Origin of the sequence: Mycobacterium ahvazicum (assembly GCF_900176255.2) — a bacterium.
GTDB lineage: Bacteria > Actinomycetota > Actinomycetes > Mycobacteriales > Mycobacteriaceae > Mycobacterium > Mycobacterium ahvazicum.
The window spans coordinates 424,659-450,145 of sequence record NZ_FXEG02000001.1 but is presented as its reverse complement, the minus strand read 5'-3'; the positions used below and the strand labels follow the sequence as shown (position 1 = coordinate 450,145).

22 protein-coding genes are annotated in these 25,487 nt (G+C 66.9%); 13 read left to right on the top strand and 9 right to left on the bottom strand.

All coding sequences use genetic code 11. The features are described 5' to 3' along the window. Positions 1-10 precede the first annotated feature (10 nt). Complete coding sequence (nirB, locus tag MAAFP003_RS02050) at positions 11-2,578, bottom strand: nitrite reductase large subunit NirB (protein WP_096283994.1); 2,568 nt, start codon at positions 2,576-2,578, stop codon at positions 11-13. A 225-nt stretch (positions 2,579-2,803) separates the two neighbouring features. On the opposite strand from nirB, the gene MAAFP003_RS02045 reads away from it, so the two are divergent. Continuing rightward, a complete protein-coding gene (locus MAAFP003_RS02045) occupies positions 2,804-3,244 on the top strand; it encodes an Hsp20/alpha crystallin family protein (protein ID WP_096283992.1) in 441 nt (146 codons plus the stop codon). Between the two features lie 65 nt (positions 3,245-3,309). Here MAAFP003_RS02045 and MAAFP003_RS02040 read toward each other — a convergent pair whose 3' ends face one another. Then, the gene (locus MAAFP003_RS02040) at positions 3,310-3,849 is read right to left on the bottom strand and encodes a DUF302 domain-containing protein (RefSeq protein ID WP_096283990.1); all 540 of its coding nucleotides are present in this window, start codon (positions 3,847-3,849) and stop codon (positions 3,310-3,312) included. 97 nt (positions 3,850-3,946) lie between these two features. Between MAAFP003_RS02040 and MAAFP003_RS02035 the strand changes: the two genes are divergently transcribed. Next, the gene (locus MAAFP003_RS02035) at positions 3,947-4,441 is read left to right on the top strand and encodes a winged helix-turn-helix transcriptional regulator (RefSeq protein WP_096283988.1); all 495 of its coding nucleotides are present in this window, start codon (positions 3,947-3,949) and stop codon (positions 4,439-4,441) included. Between the two features lie 125 nt (positions 4,442-4,566). On the opposite strand, the gene MAAFP003_RS02030 is transcribed toward MAAFP003_RS02035, so the two are convergent. Further along, positions 4,567-5,328, bottom strand: coding sequence for an isocitrate lyase/PEP mutase family protein (locus MAAFP003_RS02030; protein WP_096283986.1), 762 nt, complete (start codon positions 5,326-5,328; stop codon positions 4,567-4,569). A gap of 112 nt (positions 5,329-5,440) precedes the next feature. Here MAAFP003_RS02030 and MAAFP003_RS02025 point away from each other — a divergent pair, with 112 nt between their 5' ends. The 4 genes from MAAFP003_RS02025 (at position 5,441) to MAAFP003_RS02010 (ending at position 9,350) form a co-directional block, all read left to right on the top strand. After that, positions 5,441-5,737, top strand: coding sequence for a hypothetical protein (locus MAAFP003_RS02025; protein WP_096283984.1), 297 nt, complete (start codon positions 5,441-5,443; stop codon positions 5,735-5,737). Between the two features lie 79 nt (positions 5,738-5,816). Continuing rightward, a complete protein-coding gene (locus tag MAAFP003_RS02020; protein WP_096283982.1) occupies positions 5,817-6,644 on the top strand; it encodes a hypothetical protein in 828 nt (275 codons plus the stop codon). Between the two features lie 40 nt (positions 6,645-6,684). Beyond that, positions 6,685-8,604 carry a fumarate reductase/succinate dehydrogenase flavoprotein subunit gene (locus MAAFP003_RS02015; RefSeq protein ID WP_096283980.1) on the top strand — a complete coding sequence of 640 codons (1,920 nt, stop codon included), beginning with the start codon at positions 6,685-6,687 and terminating at the stop codon, positions 8,602-8,604. Next, a complete protein-coding gene (locus MAAFP003_RS02010; protein ID WP_096283978.1) occupies positions 8,604-9,350 on the top strand; it encodes a succinate dehydrogenase/fumarate reductase iron-sulfur subunit in 747 nt (248 codons plus the stop codon). The genes MAAFP003_RS02015 and MAAFP003_RS02010 overlap by 1 nt, the downstream gene beginning before the upstream one ends. 69 nt (positions 9,351-9,419) lie before the next feature. On the opposite strand, the gene MAAFP003_RS02005 is transcribed toward MAAFP003_RS02010, so the two are convergent. Further along, a complete protein-coding gene (locus MAAFP003_RS02005) occupies positions 9,420-9,908 on the bottom strand; it encodes a flavin reductase family protein (protein ID WP_096283976.1) in 489 nt (162 codons plus the stop codon). Beyond that, positions 9,905-10,960, bottom strand: a complete 1,056-nt coding sequence (locus tag MAAFP003_RS02000) for an isopenicillin N synthase family dioxygenase (RefSeq protein ID WP_096290820.1) — start codon at positions 10,958-10,960, stop codon at positions 9,905-9,907. Before MAAFP003_RS02000 ends, MAAFP003_RS02005 begins: the two co-directional genes overlap by 4 nt. 210 nt (positions 10,961-11,170) lie before the next feature. Here MAAFP003_RS02000 and MAAFP003_RS01995 point away from each other — a divergent pair, with 210 nt between their 5' ends. Continuing rightward, complete coding sequence (locus MAAFP003_RS01995) at positions 11,171-13,006, top strand: acyl-CoA dehydrogenase (RefSeq protein ID WP_096283974.1); 1,836 nt, start codon at positions 11,171-11,173, stop codon at positions 13,004-13,006. A gap of 301 nt (positions 13,007-13,307) precedes the next feature. Here MAAFP003_RS01995 and MAAFP003_RS01990 read toward each other — a convergent pair whose 3' ends face one another. Beyond that, complete coding sequence (locus tag MAAFP003_RS01990) at positions 13,308-14,600, bottom strand: acetyl-CoA C-acetyltransferase (protein ID WP_423790843.1); 1,293 nt, start codon at positions 14,598-14,600, stop codon at positions 13,308-13,310. A 177-nt stretch (positions 14,601-14,777) separates the two neighbouring features. Here MAAFP003_RS01990 and MAAFP003_RS01985 point away from each other — a divergent pair, with 177 nt between their 5' ends. Together MAAFP003_RS01985 and MAAFP003_RS01980 are read left to right on the top strand one after the other, a co-directional pair. Next, a complete protein-coding gene (locus MAAFP003_RS01985; protein ID WP_096283970.1) occupies positions 14,778-16,154 on the top strand; it encodes a 3-oxoacyl-ACP reductase in 1,377 nt (458 codons plus the stop codon). 73 nt (positions 16,155-16,227) lie between these two features. Next, positions 16,228-17,073, top strand: coding sequence for a MaoC/PaaZ C-terminal domain-containing protein (locus tag MAAFP003_RS01980; RefSeq protein ID WP_096283968.1), 846 nt, complete (start codon positions 16,228-16,230; stop codon positions 17,071-17,073). A gap of 3 nt (positions 17,074-17,076) precedes the next feature. On the opposite strand, the gene MAAFP003_RS01975 is transcribed toward MAAFP003_RS01980, so the two are convergent. From MAAFP003_RS01975 to MAAFP003_RS01965, 3 genes are all read right to left on the bottom strand, one after another. Then, positions 17,077-18,336, bottom strand: a complete 1,260-nt coding sequence (locus MAAFP003_RS01975) for a chloride channel protein (RefSeq protein WP_096283966.1) — start codon at positions 18,334-18,336, stop codon at positions 17,077-17,079. Positions 18,337-18,354: 18 nt separating this feature from the next. Further along, positions 18,355-18,984 (bottom strand): TetR/AcrR family transcriptional regulator, encoded by a 630-nt coding sequence (locus MAAFP003_RS01970; RefSeq protein ID WP_096283964.1) that lies wholly within the window; start codon positions 18,982-18,984, stop codon positions 18,355-18,357. 66 nt (positions 18,985-19,050) lie between these two features. After that, positions 19,051-20,196, bottom strand: a complete 1,146-nt coding sequence (locus MAAFP003_RS01965; RefSeq protein ID WP_096283962.1) for a glycoside hydrolase family 3 N-terminal domain-containing protein — start codon at positions 20,194-20,196, stop codon at positions 19,051-19,053. A gap of 127 nt (positions 20,197-20,323) precedes the next feature. Here MAAFP003_RS01965 and MAAFP003_RS01960 point away from each other — a divergent pair, with 127 nt between their 5' ends. From MAAFP003_RS01960 to MAAFP003_RS01945, 4 genes are all read left to right on the top strand, one after another. Further along, positions 20,324-20,584 (top strand): DUF2613 family protein, encoded by a 261-nt coding sequence (locus MAAFP003_RS01960; RefSeq protein WP_096283960.1) that lies wholly within the window; start codon positions 20,324-20,326, stop codon positions 20,582-20,584. A gap of 88 nt (positions 20,585-20,672) precedes the next feature. After that, on the top strand, positions 20,673-20,879 hold the full coding sequence (locus MAAFP003_RS01955; RefSeq protein WP_096283958.1) for a DUF2613 family protein: 207 nt from the start codon (positions 20,673-20,675) through the stop codon (positions 20,877-20,879). An 86-nt stretch (positions 20,880-20,965) separates the two neighbouring features. Next, positions 20,966-21,139 carry a DUF2613 domain-containing protein gene (locus tag MAAFP003_RS01950; protein ID WP_066947240.1) on the top strand — a complete coding sequence of 58 codons (174 nt, stop codon included), beginning with the start codon at positions 20,966-20,968 and terminating at the stop codon, positions 21,137-21,139. Positions 21,140-21,188: 49 nt separating this feature from the next. Further along, positions 21,189-25,445 (top strand): DUF3367 domain-containing protein, encoded by a 4,257-nt coding sequence (locus MAAFP003_RS01945; RefSeq protein ID WP_207768435.1) that lies wholly within the window; start codon positions 21,189-21,191, stop codon positions 25,443-25,445. Positions 25,446-25,487 lie beyond the last annotated feature (42 nt).

Sequence of the window (25,487 nt, the reverse complement as noted above, 5' to 3'; positions counted from 1 at the left end):
CCTTCAGACTCTATGAACGGACCTTTGGCATGCCAATGGACACAGGGATTTTGCGCCCGGCATGCTCGGTGAATGTGACAGTCGAATCGATTTCATCCGGCGCGTTGACGAAGGAGACAAACCGCGAGAGCTTGTCCGGATCGTCGAGCACGCCCTTCCACTCACACTGATAGTTCTCCACGTGCCGCTCCATTGCGGCCTCGAATTCCGCGGCCAGGCCCAGCGAGTCCTCGCACACGACCTCGCGCACGTGGTCCAGCCCGCCGTCGATGGACTCGACCCACGGCGCGGTGCGCTGCAGCCGGTCGGCAGTGCGGATGTAGTACATGAGGAACCGGTCGACGTAGCGAACCAGCGTCTCGGTGTCCAGGTCACCGGCCAGCAATTGGGCGTGCTTGGGCGTCATACCGCCGTTGCCGCCGACGTAGAGGTTCCAACCCTTTTCGGTGGCGATCACGCCCACGTCCTTGCCGCGGGCCTCCGCGCATTCCCGCGCGCAGCCCGACACACCCATTTTGATCTTGTGCGGTGCCCGCAGACCGCGATAGCGCAGCTCCAAGTCGATGGCCAGCTGCACCGAGTCCTGCTGACCGTAGCGGCACCAGTCGGTGCCGACGCAGCTCTTGACGGTGCGCAGCGACTTGCCGTACGCGTGGCCGGATTCCATGCCACCGTCGACGAGCCGCTTCCAGATCTGCGGCAATTGGTCCACCCGGGCCCCGAACATGTCGATGCGCTGGCCACCGGTGATCTTGGTGTAAAGCCCGAAGTCCTGCGCGATCTGGCCGATCAGGATCAGATGTTCGGGCTTGATGTCCCCGCCGGCCACCCGCGGCACCACCGAGTAGCTGCCGTTCTTCTGGATGTTGGCCAGGAAGTGGTCATTGGAATCCTGCAGCGAGGCCTGCTCCCCGTCCAGGATGTGCTCGGAACCGGTCGAGGCGAGGATCGACGCGACCACGGGTTTGCAGATGTCGCAACCCTTTCCGCGGCCGAATCGCTCCAGCAGGCCCGAGAAGGTCCGGATCTCGGTGGCCGAGATGATCTCGAAGAGCTCGGCCCGCGACTGGCTGAAGTGCTCACACAGCGCCTTGGACTGTGCCACGCCCTCGGCTTCCAGCAACTGCTTGAGCAGCGGCACGCACGATCCACACGACGTGCCGGCCGCGGTGCACGACTTCAGCGACACAACGTCGCCGCAGCCATCGGCGATCGCGCACTTCAGGTCGCCCTTGGTGACGTTGTTGCAGGAGCAGATCTGCGCCGAATCCGGCAGCGCGCCAACACCCAACGCCGAGGCCCCGCCGCCGGAACCCTCCGGCGCGATCAGCGCGAGCGGGTCGCCGGGCAGTTCGCTGCCGACCATCGGCCGCAGCACGCCGTAGCTGGAGGCGTCGCCGACGAGTACCCCGCCGAGCAAGGTCTTGGCGTCGTCGGAGAGCACCAGCTTGGCGTAGGTCCGGTTCACCGCGTCGTTGATGGCGACCTCGAGGCAGTTCTCGGTCGTACCCATCGCGTCACCGAAGCTGGCGACGTCGACGCCCAGCAGTTTGAGCTTGGTGGATAGGTCGGCTTCCGGGAACTCCGCGCCGCCGCCCAACAGCCGGTCCACCACGACCTCCGCCGAGGTGTAGCCCGGTCCGACCAGGCCGTAGCACCGCCCGTCGATCGCCGCGACCTCGCCGATCGCATAGATGTCGGGATCGCTTGTCCGGCAGGACAAGTCAGTGAGCACACCGCCGCGCTCGGCGAGCGTCAGCCCCGCTGCCGCAGCCAGTTCGTCACGAGGCCGCACGCCGGCCGCGAAAATCACCGGGCCCGCCTCGATCACGTCGCCGTCGGTCAACCGCACCCGCGTCGCCACCGAACCGTCTGCGCGTTCAACGGATTCAATCGATTCGGTGCCCGTGCCGACGTGCACCGAGATCCCGAGCTCGGTGATCATCCGGGCCAGCAGCCCACCACCGGCCTCGTCGATCTGCTGGGCCATCAGTCGCGGCATCATCTCGATGACGTGTGTTTCCAACCCGAACTGGCGCAGCGCATTGGCGGCCTCAAGTCCGAGCAGACCACCGCCGATCACCACGCCGGCAGCACCGTGACCCTCATCACGGGCACGCTCGGCTGCGGCCCGGATCGCATCGAGGTCGTCCAGGGTGCGGTAGACGTGGCAGGCGGGCAGGTCGTGTCCGGGCACGGGAGGGACGAAGGCGTAGGAACCGGTGGCCAGTACCAGGGCGTCGTAGTCGTGCCGTTCGCCGTCCGCGGTCACTACGGTCTTTGCCGCACGGTCGATTTCGGTGACCCGCGCGTTCAGCAGCAGTCGTACCCGCTCGTCACCGGGGTAGTCGTTGCCGGGCAGCGCCAGCAGGGCACGGTCCCAGCTTTCGGTGTACGACGTCAATCCAACGCGGTCGTAGGCGGCGTCGGCTTCTTCGGCCAAAACGGTGATGCGCCAAGCCCCGTCGGTGTCACGGGCGCGGAGCGCCTCGACCAATCGGTGGCCCACCATGCCGTGACCCACCACAACCAAGTGACGGGCGGCACACTGCACGCGCGAGTTTGGGGCTGAGGTCATGCCATGAGGTTAGGGGCCAGAAATTAAGGAAAAACCGCCGAATGTATCGCTCGTATGACGTGGGTCTCACACCTCACAACTTCCTGTGTGATGTGTGTTCGCTCCCGGCGAACGGGCAGGTGGAACTTTAGCGTGGTCAACTCAAGTTCGTCTAAGTAGCCGGCCGGCAAGGCGCCGGTCACAGCAAACTCACAATGAAGCTCAAGGAAGCAATGAGGTGACGAAATGAGTAATCTCGCAGTGTGGTCGCGCCCGGCCTGGGACACCGACCGATGGTTGCGCGACTTCTTCGGCCCGGCCGCGACAGCGGACTGGAACAAGCCGGTGAGCAGCGGTTTCAACCCCGCAGCGGAGGTCGTCAAGGACGGCGACGACGCGGTGGTCCGCCTGGAACTGCCCGGTGTCGATGTCGAGAAGGACGTCAACGTCGAGGTCGATAGGGGCCGGCTGGTAATCCACGGCGAACACCGCGACGAGCACGCAGAAGACAAGGACGGCCGTACCTTGCGGGAGATCCGCTATGGATCGTTCCGTCGCTCGTTCCAGCTGCCCGCGCACGTCACCGGCGAGGCCATCAAGGCTTCCTACGACGCAGGTGTGTTGACCGTGCGCGTCAGCGGCGCGTACGCCGGAGCCCAGCCGCAGCGCATCGAGATCGCCAAGTAACCGTCGATCGCCGGGTTGTTGGGCAATATGGCCGTCAAGGCGCCCAACGACCCGGCGTTCGCGTACTAACGGGTGAACGCCTGGCCGGCGTCAATACCGATGACTCGCAACAGGTTTACCACCTTGCGATCCAGGCTTTCACCCACCTTCGTCACCTCGGGGATACTGAGGCTGCCGAACGCGGGACCAGGCTGGTCCATCGAAAACACCGCATTGCCGTCGGAGTCTGCGTAGATCAGCAGTCGTAATGGCGCGTACAGCAAGGCTTTCGGATCATGGCGGTACATCGTTTCGGCGATCGTGTGGTTGCCGAGCAGATACTCCACCGCCTTGGTGGTGTGGCCGGCCACACTGAAGAACGGCAGTGCGTCGATCTTTGCGTACACCATCAGATCGTTAGGCGCGTTGCGCGCCGCGGCGGCGAGGACGTCGTCCCAGCTCCCACCGCGGTCGACGATCTCCTGGACCGCCGCCCGGTCGACCACCGGAGCGGCCTTCTCGAAAGCCGCGACGAAATCGTCGAAATCCATACCCGTGCTGATGTCGATGCGGTTCATGGTGTGGGACACGCGATTGAATTCGGCCGCCTTAACGCTACTTGTCATGACATTCCTCAAGATTCGTCAATGGTTCGGTGAATGAACTTCACACGTTCGACTATACGGTTCAGTGAATGAACCGGCAAGAGGTAGCATTGACAACGTGGCCCTTCCCCGTGAATATCCGGACACGAATTGCCCGATCGCCCGGTCTCTGGAGATCGTCGGTGAGCGCTGGACGTTGCTGATCATGCGTGACGCGTTCTACGGCGTGCGGCGATTCAGCGACTTTCACAGTCACCTGGGAATCCCCAAAGCCGTGCTGTCCGAACGGCTTACCTTCCTGGTCGCCGAGGGCGTGCTAACCAAGACGGCCGGCGAGTACGCGCTGACCACCAAGGGCAAACGGCTATGGCCGGTGCTTTGGTCGATGATCGCGTGGGGAAGCGAAAACCTGCTGGACAAACCGACCCGGACCTATCGGCACGCGGAGTGCGGCGGCAGCATCGGACCTGATCGACGCTGCGAACGCTGCGATCAGGTCCCTGACGTCGGTGACCTGATCGGGCATCCGGCTCGGCGCCCACATGATTCGAGTCGCGACGATCCGGTCAGCGAGGCGCTGCGCCGGCCCCGCCGGATGCTGGAACCGATCTAGCCGTTCGGGACCAGCGGTGCGCGATTGAGTGTGCCATCACGGTTTTGAGCGTGCACCCACGGCGGAATGTGGGATCGAATTGCGCCCACAGGACACACTCGAAGCCCGCAAGGCACAGTCGAGCTTCAGGCCCAGCGGGCCAGCAGTTCCTTGGCGCGCTCGGCCAGCGCGGCTTGCAGGAACGGGCCGAAGCTGATCCGGGCCACACCCAGCGCACCGAACGACGCCGGGTCACCCTGGTCTGGCAGCGCGATCGCGTTGATCGGCAGCGGCAGCTCAGTTGCCAAGCGCCGCAACGTCTCCGGGTCGTGGCGACCCACCGGGTAGAGCACGTCGGCGCCGGCGTCGGCCGCCTCGATCAGTCGCGCCACGGCCCGCTCGACGCGGTCCGAATCGTCGCCGTCGTTGCGCAGAAAGAGATCGGTACGGGCGTTGATCACAACGCGCACCCCGGCCGCATCGGCCGCCGAGCGCAGCGCGCCCACCAATTCGGCGTGCTCACGCGCGGACCGCAGTCGCTTGTTCTCCGAATGCACGGTGTCCTCGATGTTGAGCCCGACGGCGCCGACGCTCAGCAAGCCGTCGATCAAGCGCTGAGCCGGCTGGCCGTAGCCGGACTCGATGTCCACCGACACCGGCACGTCGACCGCCGCGGTGATCTGGGCGACCCGGGTGAGCACATCGTCGAACGACATGCCCTCGCCATCGGGTTTGCCGATGGAGTCGGCCAGCGGATGGCTGCCCACGGTCAGGGCGGCGAATCCAGCACCCGTGGCAAGGCGGGCCGACCAGGCATCCCAAACGGTCGGCAGCACCACCGGGTTGCCCGGTTGGTGCAATTCCAGCAGCGTGGCCGCGCGCTGGGCGGCGGTGGTCTGACCAGTCATGGGTGTTTGCTCCGCAATCTGGGCGAGTCAGTTGTCCGACGTGCGTCCGGCGCGGTGGATAGTATCGAAAGTCATATTGTGATCCTTGACACCCTCGGCCCTAGGAGATCTCTTGTCCACCACGACTGAACTCGCCGAACTGCACGATCTCATCGGCGGTTTACGGCGGTGCGTGAGCTCCTTGAGATCGCGCTACGGCGACAGCCCGGCGATGCGTCGCATCGTGATCGACGCCGACCGGATCATCGGCGATGTCGAATTACTCGACACCGATGTTTCGGAATTGGACTTGGCGCGAGCCACTGTTCAGCATTCTGGCGAGAAGATCATCATTCCCGACACTCAGTACGACACCGATTTCTGGCGCGATGTCGACGACGAGGGTGTCGGGGGTCACAATCGTTCCTGATATTCCAAGCCCCCGTTAAATCGGAGGCACTGGTCTTGTACCCTTCGAGCAACAGCCCTGTTCGAAGAGGAACATTTGCATGAGCGCACCAACGGCGAACCGTCCTGCGTCCGGCATCTTTTCACCGACGCGCGCCCAAATTCAGCAGCGGACACTACGTACCGACCGGTGGTGGATGTCGCCGTTGCGCATCGACCTCGGCTTCGCCGCATTCGTCATCTACGCGACGTTCCGGGCGTTCCAACAGAACTACTTCTACGTCCCGAAGTACCACTACCTGACGCCGTTCTACTCGCCGTGCGTCAGCAAGGCCTGCGGTGCGTCCAGCGAATTCTGGCCGCAGGTCCTTCCGGACGTGTGGTGGTTGCCGTACGCGGCGCTGACCCTGCCATTCCTGCTGCTGTTCCGGCTGACCTGCTACTACTACCGCGGTGCCTACTACCGCACGGTGTGGCAGTCGCCCACCTCGTGTGCGGTGGCCGAGCCCCGCGTCCACTACACCGGCGAAACCAAGTTCCCGCTGATCGTCCAGAACACGCATCGGTACTTCTTCTACATCGCCGGCATCATCTCGGTCATCAACACCTACGACGCGATCGTCGCGTTTCATTCGGACGAGGGACCAGGCGGATTCGGTTTCGGTCTGGGCAATCTGATCCTGCTGGGCAACGTCATCATGCTGTGGGTCTACACCCTGTCCTGCCACTCGTGCCGGCACGTGACCGGCGGACGGCTCAAGCACTTCTCCAAACACCCTGTGCGGTACTGGATCTGGACCAAGGTCAGCGTCATCAACACCCGGCACAAGCTGTACGCGTGGATCACCCTGGGCACGCTGATGCTTACCGACTTCTACATCGCACTGGTGGCCAGCGGCACCATCTCAGACCCGAGATTTGTTGGCTGACAAGCCCTTTGCCAGAAATCGGAATGTTAAGTGAGGTTCCATGACTGAGGTCGAACGGCACTCCTACGACGTGGTCGTGATCGGTGCCGGCGGCGCGGGTTTGCGCGCGGTCATCGAAGCGCGCGAACGCGGCCTCAAGGTCGCGGTGGTGACCAAATCCCTGTTCGGCAAGGCCCACACGGTCATGGCCGAGGGTGGCTGCGCGGCGTCCATGGGCAACACCAACCCCAAGGACAACTGGAAGACCCACTTCGGCGACACGATGCGCGGTGGCAAGTTCCTCAACAACTGGCGGATGGCCGAACTGCACGCCAAGGAGGCACCGGACCGGGTCTGGGAGCTGGAGACCTACGGCGCGCTGTTCGACCGTCTCAAGGACGGCAAGATCAGCCAGCGCAACTTCGGTGGCCACACCTATCCTCGGCTGGCGCACGTCGGTGACCGCACCGGCCTGGAGCTGATCCGCACCATGCAGCAGAAGATCGTCTCGCTGCAGCAGGAAGACTTCGCCGAACTCGGCGACTACGAGGCGCGGATCAGGGTCTTCGCCGAGTGCGCAATCACCGAGCTGCTCAAAGACGGTGACGCGATCGCCGGAGCATTCGGCTACTGGCGCCAAAGCGGCAAGTTCGTCGTCTTCGACGCACCCGCTGTGGTGCTGGCCACCGGTGGAATCGGCAAGTCCTTCAAGGTCACGTCGAACTCCTGGGAGTACACCGGCGACGGCCACGCACTGGCGCTGCGGGCCGGCGCGACGCTGATCAACATGGAGTTCATCCAGTTCCACCCGACGGGCATGGTCTGGCCGCCGAGTGTGAAGGGAATTCTGGTCACCGAGGGTGTGCGCGGCGACGGCGGAGTGCTGAAGAACTCCGACAACAAGCGCTTCATGTTCGACTACATCCCGCCGGTGTTCAAGGGCCAGTACGCCGAGACCGAGCAGGAAGCCGACCAATGGCTCAAGGACAACGACTCGGCGCGGCGCACCCCGGACCTGCTGCCCCGCGATGAGGTCGCCCGGGCGATCAACTCGGAGGTCAAGTCCGGTCGCGGCACCCCACACGGCGGCGTCTACCTGGACATCGCTTCCCGGTTGACGCCCGACGAGATCAAGCGGCGGCTGCCGTCGATGCACCACCAGTTCATGGAGCTGGCCGGCGTCGACATCACCAAGGAGCCCATGGAAGTCGGGCCCACCTGCCACTACGTGATGGGCGGTGTCGAGGTCGACCCCGACACCGGCGCGGCCACCGTCGCCGGCCTGTTCGCCGCCGGTGAATGCTCCGGCGGCATGCACGGCTCCAACCGGCTGGGTGGCAACTCGCTGTCGGACCTGCTGGTCTTCGGCCGTCGCGCGGGGCTGGGCGCCGCCGATTACGCGCGCGCTCTGTCCAGTCGCCCGACCGTCAGCGAGGACGCGATCGAGGCGGCCGCCAAGCGGGCGCTGGCTCCCTTCGAGGCACCGACCAACGGATCGGCCGCCGAGAACCCGTACACGCTGCAGCTGGAACTGCAGCAGTCGATGAACGACCTGGTCGGCATCATCCGCAAGTCGGAGGAGATCTCCGAGGCGCTGGAACGGCTCAACGCGCTGCGTGAGCGGTTCAAGCACATCCACGTCGAGGGGCACCGCCAGTACAACCCCGGCTGGAACCTGGCCATCGACCTGCGCAACATGCTGCTGGTCAGCGAATGCGTCGCCAAGGCCGCGCTGCTGCGCACCGAGAGCCGTGGCGGACACACCCGCGACGACCACCCCGGCATGGACCCGTCGTGGCGCAAGGTGTTGCTGGTGTGCCGCGCGGACGGCGGTGACGGCGACGCTATTCCCGACGTCACCGTCACACGCGAAGACCAGCTGCCGATGCGGTCCGACCTCTTGGAGCTCTTCGAGATCTCCGAGCTGGAGAAGTACTTCACCGATGAAGAGCTGGCCGACCACCCAGGACGGAGAGGCTAATGGGCTACAACGCGACGATGCGGGTGTGGCGCGGCGACGATGTCGGCGGCGCGCTACAGGACTTCACGGTCGAGGTCAACGAGGGCGAGGTGGTGCTCGACATCATCCATCGCCTGCAGCAGACGCAGACCCCCGACCTCGCGGTGCGGTGGAACTGCAAGGCGGGCAAGTGCGGATCCTGCTCGGCAGAGATCAACGGCATGCCGAAGCTGATGTGCATGACCCGGATGTCGTCGTTCGCCGAGGACGAGGTCGTGACGGTGACCCCGCTGCGCACCTTCCCGGTGATCCGCGACCTGGTCACCGACGTCTCATTCAACTACGAAAAGGCCCGGGAGATCCCGTCTTTCGCACCGCCCAAGGACTTGCAACCCGGCGAGTACCGGATGGCCCAAGCCGACGTGCAGCGCTCGCAGGAGTTCCGCAAGTGCATCGAGTGCTTCCTGTGTAACAACGTCTGCCACGTGATCCGCGACCACGAGGAGAATAAGAAGGCCTTCGCCGGCCCTCGCTTCCTGATGCGGGCCGCCGAGCTCGAGATGCATCCGCTGGACACGCTGGACCGGCGCGACATGGCCCAGGAGGAATTCGGCCTGGGCTACTGCAACATCACCAAGTGCTGCACCGAGGTCTGCCCCGAGCACATCAAGATCACCGACAACGCGCTGATCCCGATGAAAGAGCGGGTCGCCGACCGCAAGTACGACCCCGTCGTCTGGCTGGGCAACAAGCTGTTCCGCCGCTGATATCCGCGAGACTGTAACTTCCGACGTCGCCTCTCGGGCGATGCGTTGCCAATTACAGTTGGGCGGCCGTCAGGCGCCGAGGCGACGAAATACGCTGCGGTGGAAGACAATCGGTGCCACCTCGGCGTCAACCGTCACTTCGTTGACCCGTAGGACGACGATGACGTGGTCCCCGGCCGGGATCACTTGCTCGATCGCGCTCTCCAGCCAGAGTGCGGTGCCCTTGATGAAGACCGCGCCGGATTCATAGGACACCGTCTCCATGTTGGCGAACCTGTCTCCGGTCTTGGCGGCCAGGGTGCGAGCAGCCTCGTCGTGCGCCTCACCGAGCACGCTGATGCCCAGCATCGGCAGGTCCTTGAGCTTGGGCCAGGTGGTCGAGGTGTTCTGCACGCAGAACGAGACCAGCGGCGGGTCCAACGAGACGGGGACAAAGGTGCTGGCGGCCAGACCCACCCGGACTCCCGACACCTCGGCGGCGATCGCCACCACGCCGGACGGGAAATGACCGAAGGCCTCACGAAGTGTGGATGGTGTCAGCTTGTTCGATGCATTCACTGGACTTCATTCGCCCCTTGAGCCAACGACGGATTCGCGTTTCTGACCCTACCCGTCGAGTGCCCGTGCGCATTAGCCACGTCCGGGTGCGCCCGCAGCCTGCTCTTCCAGGCATTGCGACCGTAGACCGAGAAGATCGGGTCGGACGGGTTTTCGGTCGGTGACCAGGTTTTATCGGAGCGGGCGGCAAGTGCCGACAGCTCCGGCGGCAGCGACAACACCGGTATCTGCGCATCCAGCCGGGGGTTGAAGAAGAACGGGATCGAAATTCGCTCGGCGGTCCCGCCGCTCAGATTCACCCGGTGTTCGGTGGCACGCAGGTAGCCGCTCGTCGCGACCTCGAGCAGCTCGCCGATGTTGACGATGAACGCCCCGTGCACCGGCGCCACATCGACCCAGCCTCGCGAGTCGCCCCGGCGCACCTGCAGTCCCCGACTGCCCGGCTCGGCCAACAGCAGCGTCAGCACCCCGGAGTCCCGGTGCGCACCCACGCCCTGCGGCCTGGCCGCGCGGGCCGGATAGCGAATGACCTTGATCAGCGTGGCGGGCGTCTCGGCGAAGGCCGCGTCGAACACGTCGGGCGGGCTGCCCAGCGAGGCCGCCCAATGTCTCAGCAGGATGCGGGCCACTCGCGACAGCGCGGTGTCCCACTCGGCGATGATGGCCGGTAACTCGGGTAGCGCCGCCGGCCACTGGTTGGGGCCCTGCAACCACAGGTAGTCCGGCTGGCCGGGCCCGCCGACGGCGGGGCGCTCCGGCCCAATATCAATCTGCTCGCGCCAATCCACCTCGCCCAGGGTCAGCTCGCCGCCCAGCCGGGTGTAACCGCGGAAATGCGGGCTGCGCACCATCGCGACGGCGTCCTTGTCGGCCTGCGGCAGCGCGAACAACGCGCGGGCTGCTTCCAGCACCCGGGCGACCAGCGTCTGCGCCACGCCGTGGCCGGTCAGATAGAAGAAACCCACCTCGTGGGCGGCGTCGCGCAGGCGCTCGCGCAACACCTCGTTATCGGCCGTCAGGTCCACCACCGGCAAGGCGGTGACGCTCTTCACACCTGTCACCGTTCCATTATCGCCGCAGGTAGAGAAGCTGTCGAAGGCGTGAACTGGGCCTTCCCAACCGGTTGGTTAATTAGACAATGAAATCTAGCTCACATTCACTTGCGCCAACCGATCCAGCGGCTATATTTAGCGGTGTTACTGGTGGGTAACTTAGCCCGAGTACTCAACCACAGCGTGGCATTCTCAACGAGGAGGAGAATAGTGAGCCACTACAAGAGCAACGTCCGCGACCAGGTATTCAACCTGTTTGAGGTGTTGGGCGTTGACCAGGCGCTCGGCCAAGGCGCATTCAGCGACCTCGATGCCGACACCGCCCACGAAATGCTTACCGAAATGAGCCGGCTGGCCGAGGGGCCGGTCGCCGAGTCGTTCGTCGACGGCGACCGCAATCCGCCGGTGTTCGACCCCAAGACTCACGCGGTGACCCTGCCCGAGTCGTTCAAGAAGTCCGTCCGCGCGGTGGTCGAAGCCGGCTGGGACAAGGCCGGCATCGACGAGGTGCTGGGCGGCATGCCGATGCCCAAGGCGCTGGTGTGGGCCCTGCACGAGCACATCCTCGGCGCTAACCCGGCGGTGTGGATGTATGCCGGCGGCGCCGGTTTCGCCAACATCATCTACCACCTCGGTACCGAGGAGCAGAAGAAGTGGGCCGTGATGTGCGCCGAGCGTGGCTGGGGCGCGACCATGGTGCTGACCGAGCCGGACGCCGGCTCGGATGTCGGCGCCGGCCGCACCAAGGCAGTCCAGCAGGAGGACGGCTCCTGGCACATCGACGGCGTCAAGCGGTTCATCACGTCCGCCGACTCTGACGACCTGTTCGAGAACATCGTGCACCTGGTGCTGGCTCGCCCCGAGGGCGCCGGCCCCGGTACCAAGGGACTGTCCCTGTTCATCGTGCCGAAGTTCCTGTTCGACCACGAGACCGGCGAGCTCGGCGAGCGCAACGGGGTGTTCGTCACCAACGTCGAGCACAAGATGGGCCTGAAGGTCTCCGCCACGTGCGAGTTGTCGTTCGGTCAGCACGACGTGCCCGCCAAGGGCTGGCTGGTCGGCGACGTGCACAACGGTATCGCGCAGATGTTCGAGGTCATCGAGATGGCCCGGATGATGGTCGGCACCAAGGCGATTGCCACGCTGTCCACCGGCTACCTGAACGCGCTGGAGTACGCGAAATCGCGCCTGCAGGGCGCTGACATGACTCAGATGACCGACAAGACCGCTCCGCGGGTGACCATCACGCACCATCCGGATGTGCGCCGGTCGCTGATGACCCAGAAGGCCTACGCCGAGGGTTTGCGCGCGCTGTACCTGTTCACCGCGACCTACCAGGACGCGGCCGTCGCCGAGGCGCTGTACGGCGTCGACGCGGACCTGGCGGTCAAGGTCAACGACCTGATGCTGCCGGTGGTCAAGGGAGTGGGCTCCGAGCAGGCCTACGCGAAGCTGACCGAGAGCCTGCAGACGTTCGGTGGGTCCGGCTTCCTGCAGGACTACCCGATCGAGCAGTACATCCGGGACGCCAAGATCGACTCCCTCTACGAGGGCACCACGGCCATCCAGGCGCAGGACTTCTTCTTCCGCAAGATCATCCGCGACAAGGGTGTGGCGCTGGCGCACGTGTCGGAGCAGATCCAGAAGTTCGTCGACGCCGAGACCGGCAACGGCCGGCTCAAGACCGAGCGCGAGCACCTGGCCAAGGCCCTGGAAGACGTCCAGGCGATGGCCGCCACCCTGACCGGCTATCTGATGGCCGCTCAGGAGGACATCTCCAGCCTGTACAAGGTGGGGCTGGGTTCGGTGCGCTTCCTGATGAGCGTCGGAGACCTGGTGATCGGCTGGTTGCTGCAGCGTCAGGCGGCGGTGGCCGTGCAGGCGCTCGACGCCGGCGCCAGCGGTGCCGACCGGTCCTTCTACGAGGGCAAGATCGCGGTCGCGTCGTTCTTCGCGAAGAACTTCCTGCCGCTGTTGGCGGGCACCCGCGAGGTGATCGAGACGCTGGACAACGACATCATGGAGCTGGACGAGGCCGCCTTCTAGAAAGCTGTACACGCAAAATCCCCCGCTTCCACGCTGAAGCGGGGGATTTTGCATCTCGGGCGGGCGGTACCAAAAAGACCGCCGCTGGATCCCCTCAAACCAGCGGCGGCCCTTTTCGTACGCCCGTCTTGTGAACCGGCGGTCGAATAGGGGATGCCCCGTGTTGCCGTCGGGGTCGGGGGGTCAGACCACAACACGGGACAATCCGCACATCGGTTACCCGTCCCCCGATCTCGCTAACCCGGTGTGACGGACTTCATGCACGAGCGGTGCGGATCAGCGGATACCGGCCAACGACGGGTCACGCCTCCAGGATGGCCGCAACACCCTGGCCACCGGCCGCACAGATCGAGATCAGCGCCCGCGCCGGTCCGTTGCGCTCGGCTTTCTTCCCGGCCAGCTGTTTGGCGGCCTGCGCCAGGATCCGCCCGCCGGTGGCCGCGAACGGGTGGCCAGCGGCCAGCGACGAGCCGTTGACGTTGAGTTTGGACCGGTCGATCGATCCGAGCGCGGCGTCGAGCCCCAGCCGTTCCTTGCAGTACTCCTCGGACTCCCACGCCTGCAGATGCGCCAGCACCACCGACGCGAAGGCCTCGTGGATCTCGTAGAAGTCGAAATCCTGCAGGCTCAGGCCGTTGCGGGCCAGCAGCCGGGGCACCGCATACGTCGGTGCCATCAGCAGCCCGTCCCGTCCATTGACGTAGTCGACCGCGGCGGTCTCCGCGTCCACCAGGTAGGCCAGCGTGGGCAACGAATGCTCGGCGGCCCACTCCTCGCTGGCCAGCAGGGCGACCGAGGCGCCGTCGGTCAACGGTGTCGAATTGCCGGCTGTCATCGTCGCGTCGCCGGCCTTGACGCCGAATACCGGGCGCAGCGTGGCGAGCTTCTCGGTGCTGGAGTTGGCCCGCAGGTTGTCGTCGCGGTACAGCCCCAGGAAGGGTGTGACGAGGTCGTCGAAAAAGCCCCGGTCGTAGGCCGCGGCCATGTTGCGGTGGCTGGCGACGGCCAACTCGTCCTGGTCGACCCGCTTGATCCCCATCTGCTTGGCGGTGATGGCGGCATGCTCGCCCATCGACAGGCCGGTGCGCGGCTCGCTGTTGGCCGGGATTTCGACGCCGAGGGTGGCGGGCAACGTCCCCACCAACTTCAGCCGTTCCAGGTTGGACTTGGACCGGCGCAACTTCAGCAGGGTGCGGCGCAGGTTGTCGCCCAGGCCGATCGGCGGGTCCGACGTGGTGTCCACTCCGCCGGCGGCGGCAACCTCGTAGCGGCCTGACGCGATGCCGTCCGCGGCCGCGATCGCCGCCTGCAGGCCGGTACCGCACGCCTGTTGAATGTCGAATGCCGGTGTGTACGAGCATAATTCGGACCCGAGCACACACTCACGCATCAGGTTGAAGTCGCGGCTGTGCTTGAGCACCGCACCGCCGACGACCACGCCCAACCGCTGCCCACCCAACCCGAACCGGTCCACCAGGCCGCCCAGCGCCGCAGTGAACATGTCTTGATTGGAAGCCTCGGCGTAGGCACCGTCGGATCGTGCGAAGGGAATGCGATTGCCGCCCAGCACGGCGACGCGCCGCCGGGACTTCATACTCGCCTGAGCTGCCTGATTGCCTGGCTGCGAACTTGCAGGGGCCACGTTCATCTCCAATTTTCAGTTTGGGGGATTGGACGTTGGGACCCATACTACCCACGGTTCTTACTCTGCAGTAAGTTCGTGCCCGATACGGTTGGCTCGTACGGCACTCAAGAAACGGAAGGCAGCTCAGTGGCTCCCAATCGTTCGTCCGATCTGTTCTCACAGGTGGTCAACTCCGCTCCCGGCTCCTTTTTGGCGAAGCAACTTGGTGTTCCGCAACCCGAGCACCTGCGCCGCTACTCCGCCGGTGACGCGCCACTGCCCGGATCCTTGCTGATCGGCGGCCCACCCGACCAGCAAGGCAGGGTGGTCGAGCCGCTGCGGGCGGCGCTGGACGGCGACTACGACGTGGTCAGCAACAATCTGGGTGGCCGCTGGGCCGACCGATTCGGCGGGCTGGTCTTCGACGCCACCGGCATTGCGGCGCCCAAGGGCCTCAAGGCGCTGCACGATTTCTTCACACCGCTGCTGCGCAATCTCGCCCACTGCGCGCGCGTGGTTGTGGTCGGCACCACACCCGACGCCGCCGGCAGCACCGACGAGCGGATCGCGCAGCGCGCGCTGGAGGGCTTCACCCGCTCGCTGGGCAAGGAGCTGCGCCACGGCTCGACCGTGGCGCTGGTCTACCTGTCACCGGACGCCAAACCGGCCGCGACGGGCCTGGAATCGACTCTGCGGTTTATCCTTTCGGCTAAGTCGGCCTATGTTGACGGCCAGGTCTTCTATCTGGGTGCCGATGACTCCACCCCGCCGGCCGACTGGGACCGGCCGCTGGACGGCAAGGTGGCGATTGTGACCGGTGCCGCCCGCGGCATCGGCGCGACGATCGCCGAGGTGTTCGCCCGCGACGGTGCGCGCGTCGTCGCGATCGACGTGGAGTCCAGTGCCGAGGCACTGGCCGAAACGGCGAGCCGGGTTGGCGGCACCGCGCTTTGGCTCGACGTCACCGCCGACGATGCCGTCGACAAGATCACCGAGCACCTGCGCGACCACTACGCCGGGCACGCCGATGTGCTGGTCAACAACGCCGGCATCACGCGCGACAAGCTGCTGGCCAACATGGACGACGCCCGCTGGGACTCCGTCCTGGCCGTGAATCTGCTTGCCCCGCAACGACTTACCGAAGGGCTGATCGGCAACGGCAGCATCGGCGAAGGGGGCCGGGTGATCGGCTTATCGTCGATGGCCGGTATCGCCGGCAACCGCGGACAGACGAACTACGCCACCACGAAGGCCGGGATGATCGGCCTCACCCAGGCGCTGGCGCCGGAGCTGCACGAGAAGGGCATCACGATCAACGCGGTGGCACCGGGATTCATCGAAACCAAGATGACAGAAGCGATTCCGCTCGCCACCCGCGAGGTGGGCCGCCGGATGAACTCACTGCTGCAGGGCGGGCAACCGGTCGACGTCGCCGAGGCGATCGCCTACTTCGCCAGCCCGGCGTCAAACGCGGTGACCGGCAACGTCATTCGCGTCTGCGGCCAGGCCATGCTGGGCGCTTGAGTCCGGTGACGATGCGGGCCGCAACGGCCCGCTGAGGAGGCGGACAAATCCAGCCGGAGTTCAAGGAGAACGAATGAATCAGCCAAGCGGCCTGCGGAACATGCTGCGAGCGGCCGCCGGGGCGCTGCCCCTGGTGTCCCGGACGGATCAGCTGCCCAGTCGCACGGCGACCGTCGAGGAACTGCCGATCGACCGCACGAACGTGGCCGAGTACGCCGCGATCACGGGTTTGCGCTACGGCAACAACGTGCCGCTCACCTATCCGTTCGCGCTGACCTTTCCGGCACTGATGTCGTTGGTGACGGGTTTTGACTTCCCTTTCGCCGCAATGGGTTCGGTGCATACCGAGAACCACATCACGCAGTACCGGCCGATCGCGGTCACCGACACCGTCGGGGTGCGGGTGCACGCCGAGAATCTGCGCGAGCACCGCAAGGGCCTACTCGTCGACCTGGTGACCGACGTGAGCGTCGGCAACGAAACCGCATGGCATCAGGTGACGACCTTCCTGCATCAGCAGCGCACCAGCTTGTCCGACGAACCCAAACCCCCGCCGCAGAAGCAGCCGAAGCTGCCGCCACCGCCCGCGCTGCTGCGGATTACGCCCGGTCAGATCCGCCGCTACGCGGTCATCGGCGGTGATCACAACCCGATCCACACCAACCCGATCGCTGCCAGGCTATTCGGATTCCCGACTGTTATTGCGCACGGAATGTTCAGTGCCGCAGCAGTATTGGCTAATATCGAAGCCCGGCTACCCGATGCGGTGAAGTACTCGGTGCGGTTCGGCAAGCCGGTGATCCTGCCCGCGACCATGGGCCTCTACATCGAGGAAAACGACCGGGGCAGCTGGGAGCTCGCCCTGCGCAACATCGCCAAGGGCTATCCGCATCTGACCGGAACAGTCCGGCCGCTGTAGAGCTCAGCCGGCGCGTTCGTCCTGCTTCTGTCCGCGCACGCTGAGCAGTTTTTTGAGGCCGTGGGCGCCGGTCGCGGTCAGCAGGAAAACTCCGAACAGCCATAGCGGCGGCCGGGCCAGCTCCCAGACGAAGATCGCGGCCCAGATCGGTGAGCCCTGGGTGACCGCGAGCACCCCGGCGGCGCCGGCCAGCGAAACGGCCGGCACATGCAAATGCGCTCCGGTCAGCCAATTGATGGCCAGCACCAACGCCGTACCGGTAGCGGCGCCGGTGGCCAGCGACGGCGTGAGCATTCCGCCGGCACCCCCGGCCCGCAGGAACAGGGCGGTCAGTAACGGCTTCAGCACCAGGATCGCGGTCGCCGCGGTCAGTGTCAGGCCGCTGGCCAGGCTGACGGTCAGGATGCTGCGCCCATTGCCGGGCAGTTCGGGCCACCAATGCGAGCAGATGCCCATCACCAGCCCGGCGCCGGCGAGCGCGGGAATCAGCACCCAGCTGCGGATCTGGCGGGCGGGGCGCGCCACCGACATCAGCCGGTTGAACGCCAGTCCCACCGCAAGGGCGAACGGCGCCAGTATCAATCCGTGTGCGGTCAGCAGGTAGGTGGACTCCCCGATCGGCCACGCAAGGTTGGGCTGATCGCGGGTGATGGCCGAGCCGATCGCGACGGCCAGGCTGGAGGTCAGGCATGCCGCGCCCAGCGCCCGCGGGTGCCAGGTGTTGAGCATGATCCGCACCGAGAACAGCGCACCGGCCAGCGGCACGGCGTACACCGCCCCCAGCCCGGCCCCGGCCGCGCAGGCCAGCAGGATCTCGCGGTCGCGGCCGGACAGTCGACGCAGCCAGCCCGTCGCGAAATCACTTAGTGCCGCAGCGAATTGGCGTGGCGCACCTTCCCGGCCCAGGGACGCCCCAGAACCGACCAACAACACCTGCAGCATCGCGTCGATGCTCCACGACAGCCGGGGTATCCGCTCGTGGCGGGCGATGGTTCCGGCCAGCGGCGGCACTTCGGCCCGGCGCCGCAAAATCCACCAGCCCAGCCCGGCCAGCGACGCGCCGACCATCGGTCCCAGCGCGCGGCGCACCGGGCTGCTGCCGGCGACCCCGACCAGCAAAGTGCCGAAACTGTAGTTGTAGGTCAGGTGCTGAACAAAGCGCAGCACGAACGTCGTCGAGAGGCCGGCGACCCCGGCCAACAATCCCACAATGACGACGGCACAGAAGAAGTCGACATTGCGACCCGAGGTCCAGGCGCGCACGCGGGGCACTGCACGAATCTAGCCCGCGTTGCGTGTCGAGGCGCTGGCGTCCTGATCCACCGGCACGCCGCGAAGGCCGTGCCAGAACAGGTCGATCATCAGCTCGGCCGCCTCGTCGACGTCGATATCGCCGGTGGACAGCCGGTTGGCCATCGCCTCGCCGGCGCCCACCAGCGCGACGGCCATCATCTGGTGCTCGGCGTCGGTGCGCGGCGTGCGGCTGTTTTCCCGCACCAACCCGGCCACCAGCTCGATGATCTGCTCGCGTCCCTCGCGCACGGTGTGGGCGAACGCCTGCGAGCTGATGGCCTGGGTGTACATCACGATCCAGGACGCCCGGTTGGCGTCGATGTAGCGCAGGAACGAGCCGATGGTGTTGCGCAGCAAGTCCCTCGGGCTTTGGGTGAAGTCGATGTCGGCGCGCACCGCGTCGATGAACCGGGTCATCTCGCGATTCAGGCAGGCGCCGAACAGGTCCTCTTTGGAGCCGTAATACAGGTAGAGCATCGGCTTGGAAATCTCGGCCGCGGCGGCGATGGTGTCCATCGACGTCTCGTGATAGCCGTTGACCGAGAACATCTGCACGGCGGCGTCGAGCATTTGCTGTTCCCGGACAGCACGCGGTAGCCGCTTGGTACCACCTGCCATCGCTGCGCCCTTTCAAGCCCGTCGGGCTCTGTCAATCTGACTCCAGGGTAACGATCGAGCGGCCGTTCAGTGTCCACACGTCCGGGCGGGTCCCTTCATCGCCGCCACCCGGACCAGCGATTGGTCCACCCCCGGCAACGCCAATTCGCCTGCGGATACTGCCTTTTCGAGACGGTCCAGGACCGCGGGGACTTCGTCGGTGGTGACCCACAGCGCGACATCGATACCCGCCTGCAGACTCCGCAGCGCCGCTTCGGCAACGCCGAAACGATCGGAGATCGCGGCCATGCTGGACAGATCGTCGCTGAACACCGGCCCGTTGAAGGGCGGGGCCCCGTAACCGATGCCGTCGCGCAGCAATTGCACCGCGGGCCGGCTCAAACTGGCCGGGTCGTCGCCGGTCAGCCCGGGAACCTGCAGGTGGCCCACCATGACAGCGACCGGTGTCGCGGTGATCAGCGTCCGGTAGGGCACCAGGTCGCTGGTTTGCAGATCGCTCAGCGGCGGCGTGACGACACCGCCCTTGTGCGAATCCCCGGACCCGTGCCCGTGGCCGGGGAAGTGTTTGAGCACCGGCAGCACTCCGGCGTCGCGCAGGCCCTGCGCGTAGGCCCCGGCGTACGCGGTGACGACGGCCGGGTCGTTGCTGAACGAGCGGTTCCCGATCACGTCGTCGTCCGGCTCGTCGGACACATCGACCACCGGCGCGAAGTCGACGGTGATACCCAGGTCATGCATCTTCTTGCCGCGCTGGGCCGCCTGGTCGTGGACCTGTTCGACGGTTTGGCTCTGGGCCAGCTGCCGCGGTGAGGGCGCGGTACCGATCAGCGATTTCAGCCGCGATACCCGGCCGCCTTCTTCGTCGACGCTGACCGCCAGCGGCAGGGGCCCCGCGTTGCCCGCGATCTCGGCCAATGGGCCCTTGAAGATGTCCAGGTCCGTCCAGCTGCCGATGAAGATGCCGCCGACGTGGTAGCCGTTGACCACCGCGCGGGCGTCGTCGGCGTTCTTCACCCCGACCATCAGCAACTGGGCCAGCTTGTCGCGGGTGGACAGCTTGGCCGTGGGATCACCGCAAACCGGTGGCGCCGGAGGTGCGGCGACCACCTTGCTGCTCGTGCTGGATGCGGGGGGCCGGCCGGTGTCGTGTCCACACGCCGCCACCACAGCGGTGGCGGCGGCCAGCACGGCCAGGGTGCGCGGAAAAGGCATCGGGACATGGTGTCACGACGGCTGTGCGCATTGATGCGCGCCCGACCGGGCGAATTCCGTGGTCACCGAGTGTCGACCCGGGATAAGTTAGCTACGGCTCATCAGCTCGGGGAGGGAGGAGGCAGCGATGACTGCCTTCACGCTGGCGGCCGCGGCAGGTATCGCCGCGGGTTTGGCGATCGGTGCCGTCGCAACCGTCGGCGTCACGCTCGCCGCCGAGGACCACACGATGGTGCCGGCCCGAGCCCCGTCCCATCCGTCCTCGCACTACCTCGTGCAGTACGGCGACCGGTGCAGCGGCGGGTCCTGCTTCCCGGGCGACAGCCCGGATAACTGCCTGACCCAGACCCCGCCGATTCCGGGACTGCCGCCGGAACTGCAGCCCTGACGCGACTCGCGGCCGTCGTCACGCATTTCCGATCCCGCCCCGGTTAGGTTGGCCACAGACCTGTGACTGGCAAGGGGAGGAGCCAGCGATGCCCGGGTTCGCGCTGGCCGCGGCCATCGGCATCGCGGCGGGGCTGACGATCGGCGCCGCCGCGACCGTCGGCGTCACGCTCACCGTCGAGGACCATCGGCTGGAGCCCGTACCAAGCGCGCCGGCCATCCCCAGTCCCGCGGGACCGTATCTGGTGAACTATGGCTCCCGCTGTTGGCATGGGCATTGCGTGCCATGGCCATGACTCGCGGTCCGCGGACCGGGACGGCCGTTCTGCTAGGTTGACTTCTGGGTAGTCCCCCGTGACGCCCGCGAAACCCTAGGAGACCGATGAACCGGATCATTGCGCCCGCCGCCGCGAGCGTGGTGGTTGGTTTGTTGCTGGGCGCGGCCGCGATCTTCGGTGTCACGCTGATGGTGCAACAGGACACGAAGCCGCCACTCCCCGGGGGCGATCCGCAGTCGTCAGTGCTCAACCGGGTCGAGTACGGCAACCGTAGCTAGCTCCGCGGCAACGACTCCGTCGGCGGCGCCCGCGGAATCGGACGCGGGCTTGTCCGTCACACCGCTGTCGCGACGCTGGCTGTTGCTGGTGGGCGCGGTGTGCCTGGCGCTGACGTTGGCGCAATCGCCCGGACAGGTGTCCCCGGACACCAAGCTGGACCTGACGGCCAACCCGCTGCGCTTCCTGGCCCGCGCGACAAACCTGTGGAACAGCGAGCTGCCATTCGGCCAGACGCAGAACCAGGCTTACGGCTATCTGTTTCCGCACGGCGCATTCTTCGCAATCGGCCACCTGCTCGGTGTGCCGGGCTGGATGACCCAGCGACTGTGGTGGGCATTGCTGCTGACGGTCGGCTTCTGGGGCTTGCTGCGGGTCGCCGAGGCGCTGGGGATCGGCAGCCCGACATCGCGTCTGATCGCGGCCGCCGCGTTCGCGCTGAGCCCGCGGGTACTGACCACTCTCGGCTCGATCTCGTCGGAGACCTTGCCGATCATGCTGGCGCCGTGGGTTTTGCTGCCGACGATCCTGGCTTTGCGGGGCGGCAGATCGGTGCGGGCACTGGCCGGCCAAGCGGGGCTGGCGGTCGCTCTGATGGGCGCGGTCAACGCCATCGCCACGCTGGCGGGTTGCCTGCCGGCGGTGATCTGGTGGGCCTGTCATCGGCCGAATCGCTTGTGGTGGCGCTACACGGGATGGTGGCTGTTGAGCCTTGTGCTGGCGATGCTGTGGTGGGTCGTCGCGCTGGTGCTGCTGCGTAACGTCAGCCCGCCGTTCCTGGACTTCATCGAATCCTCGGGGGTGACGACGCAATGGTCGTCACTGGTCGAGATGTTGCGAGGGACCGACAGCTGGACGCCGTTCGTGGCCCCGACCGCGACCGCGGGCGCGCCGCTGGTGACCGGATCGGCGGCCATCCTGGCGACCTGTCTGGTCGCGGCGGCCGGGTTGGCCGGGCTCGCCCACCCCGCGACGCCGGCCCGCGGACGGCTGGTGGCGATGCTGCTGGTCGGGGTGGTGCTGATGGCCGTCGGCTATAGCGGCGGGTTGGGCTCGCCGCTGGCACACCAAGTGCAGCTGTTCCTGGACGCCGCGGGCGCACCGCTGCGCAACGTGCACAAGCTGGAGTCGGTCATCCGGATTCCGATCGTGCTGGGCGTCGCGGCGTTGCTGGGCCGGGTACCTCTTCCTGGCTGGGGGCCGGGTAGCGTGCCGCGAGCGCAGTGGGTGGCTGCCTTCGCCCACCCCGAACGCGACAAGCGGGTCGCCGTGACGGTGGTGGTGCTGACCGCGCTGATGGTCAGCACCTCGCTGGCATGGACCGCCCGGCTCACCCCGCCGGGCACATTCAGCGCGATCCCCCGCTACTGGCACGACGCCGCCGACTGGCTCAGTGCGCACAACACCGGAACCCCCACGCCCGGAAGGGTTTTGGTGGTCCCGGGGGCACCGTTCGCGACGCAGACGTGGGGCACCACCCACGACGAGCCGCTGCAGGTGCTCGGCACCAGCCCGTGGGGTGTGCGCGACTCCATCCCGTTGACCCCGCCGCAGACCATCCGGGCGCTGGATTCCGTGCAGCGCCTGTTCGCCGCCGGTATCCCGTCGGCGGGACTCGCCGATACGCTTGCCCGCCAAGGCATTTCGTATGTGGTGGTGCGCAACGACCTGGATCCCGACACGTCGCGTTCGGCGCGCCCGATCCTGGTGCACCGCGCGGTCGAAGGCTCGCCGCGACTGGAGAAGGTGGCGCAGTTCGGCGAGCCGGTGGGGCCCGGCACCTTGCCGGGGTTCGTCGCCGACAGCGGGCTGCGGCCGAGCTACCCGGCGGTCGAGATCTATCGGGTGGCCGCTGCCGGCAATCCCGGCGCGCCCTACCTGGCCGACGTCGATCAGTTGTCCCGCATCGACGGCGGACCCGAAGTGCTGCTGCGGCTCGACGAACGGCGCCGGCTGCTGGGCCAACCGCCACTGGGTCCGGTGCTGCTGACCGCCGACGCCCGGGGGGCGAGGCTGCCGATGCCCCCCAACGCTGGGGTGACCGTGACGGACACCCCGACGGCACGGGAGACCGACTACGGCCGCGTCGACCAACACTCGTCGGCGATCCGGGCCGACGGCGACACCCGGCACACCTTCAACCGGGTGCCCGACTATCCGGTCCCGGGCACCGACCCGATATTCGGCGGGTGGAACGGCGGCCGGATCACGGTCTCGAGTTCGTCGTCGGATTCGACCGCCATGCCCGATGTGGCTCCGGCGACCTCCCCCGCCGCCGCGATCGACGGCGATCCGGCAACCGCGTGGGTGACCAACGCCCTGCAAGCCGCGGTCGGGCAGTGGATGCAGGTGAACTTCGATCACCCGGTGACCAACGCGGCGCTCACCCTCACACCCAGCGCGACCGCGGTGGGTTCCCAGGTCCGTCGCATCGCGATCGACACCGCCACCGGCAGCACCACGCTGCGCTTCGATCAGCCCGGCAAACCGCTCACCGTGGCGCTGCCCTACGGCGAAACCCCGTGGGTGCGGATCACCGCCGCCGGCACCGACGACGGATCCAGCGGCGTGCAGTTCGGCATCACCGACCTGTCGATCACCCAGTACGACGCCTCGGGTTTCGCGCACCCGGTCGACCTGCGGCATACCGTGCGGGTGCCCGGCCCGCCGCCGGGTTCGGCGGTCACCGGCTGGGATCTGGGTTCCGAGCTGCTCGGCCGGCCGGGCTGTGCCGCGGCCGGTGACAGCGTGCGCTGCGCGCCGTCGATGGCGCTGGCTCCGGAGGAGCCGGTCAATTTCAGCCGCACCCTGACGGTTTCGGCGCCGGTGTCGGTGACCCCGCGGTTGTGGGTGCGGCCGCGCCAGGGCCCCCGCTTGGCCGACCTGATCGCCGAGCCGAATACCACTCGGGCCCAAGGTGATTCGGACACGGTGGACATCCTGGGTTCGGCCTATGCGGCCACCGACGGCGATCCGGCCACCGCCTGGACGGCGCCGCAGCGCGTGGTGCAACACCGCAGCGCGCCGACGCTGACGCTAGTCCTGCCCAGGCCGACCGAGGTCGCGGGTCTGCGGCTGTTGCCCAGCCGGTCGACGTTGCCCGCGCAGCCGACGGTAGTGGCCGTCAACCTCGGCGACGGCCCGCAGGTCCGCAAACTCACGCCGAGCGACGAAGGCGCCGCCCGGCCGCAAACGCTGTCGCTGCGCCCGCGGGTCACCGACACCGTCACCGTCAGCCTGATGGACTGGCAAGACGTCATCGACCGCAACGCGCTGGGCTTCGACCAGCTCAAGCCGCCGGGCCTGGCCGAGATCGCGGCGCTGGGCGCCGACGGCAATCCGATCGCCCCCGCCGACGCGGCGCGCAACCGGTCACGCGAGATCGTCGTCGACTGCGACCATGGCCCGGTCATCGCGGTCGCGGGCCGGTTCGTGCACACCTCGATCCGGACCACGGCACAAGCGCTGCTCAACGGCGAGCCGACACCGGTGAGCACCTGCGATCCCAATCCGATCGCGTTGCCGACCGGGCAACAGGAATTGCTGATCAGTCCCGGCGCCCAGTTCGTCGTGGACGGGGCACAACTGTCGACCGTCGAATCGCCCAGCCCCACCGGGGTTTCGACGATGCCGGCCGCGACGGGTGCGTGGGGGCCCGACCGCCGCGAAATCCGGGTCCCCGCATCCTCCGCCTCGCGGGTGCTGGTCATTCCAGAAAGCATCAACCCGGGCTGGGTCGCACGCACCAGCACCGGGACCCGCTTGACGCCGGTGGCCGTCAACGGGTGGCAGCAGGGCTGGGTGGTGCCCCCCGGAGATCCCGGCACCATCACGCTGAGCTTCGCATCCAACGCGCTGTACCGGGTCGGGCTGGCCGCGGGCCTGGCGTTGCTGCCGCTGTTGGCCATGCTCGCGTTGTGGCGCCGGCGCGCCCGTTCCGACGACCCACCCGCGTCACCATGGTCGCCGGGGCCCTGGGCGGTGGTGCCGCTGTTGGCGGCCGGGGCGCTGATCGCCGGCGTGGCCGGGGTCGCCGTGGTCGGCGCCGCGCTCGGCCTGCGGTACGCGCTGCGCCATCGCGAGCGGTTGCGCGACCGGACCACCATCGCCGCCAGTGCGGGCGGACTGATTCTGGCCGGCGCGGCGCTGTCGCGCCATCCCTGGCGGTCGGTCGACGGGTACTCCGGCCATTGGGCGAATGTTCAACTGCTGGCGATGATTTCGCTGGCTGTGCTCGCCACCTCGGTGGTCGCCATGCCGGATCGCGGGCACCCGCGCACGGCGAATGACGTTTCGGGCGTTGGCTAGCCGTTTATCGGCTGGTTGACTGGATACGCGGAATCGTATGAC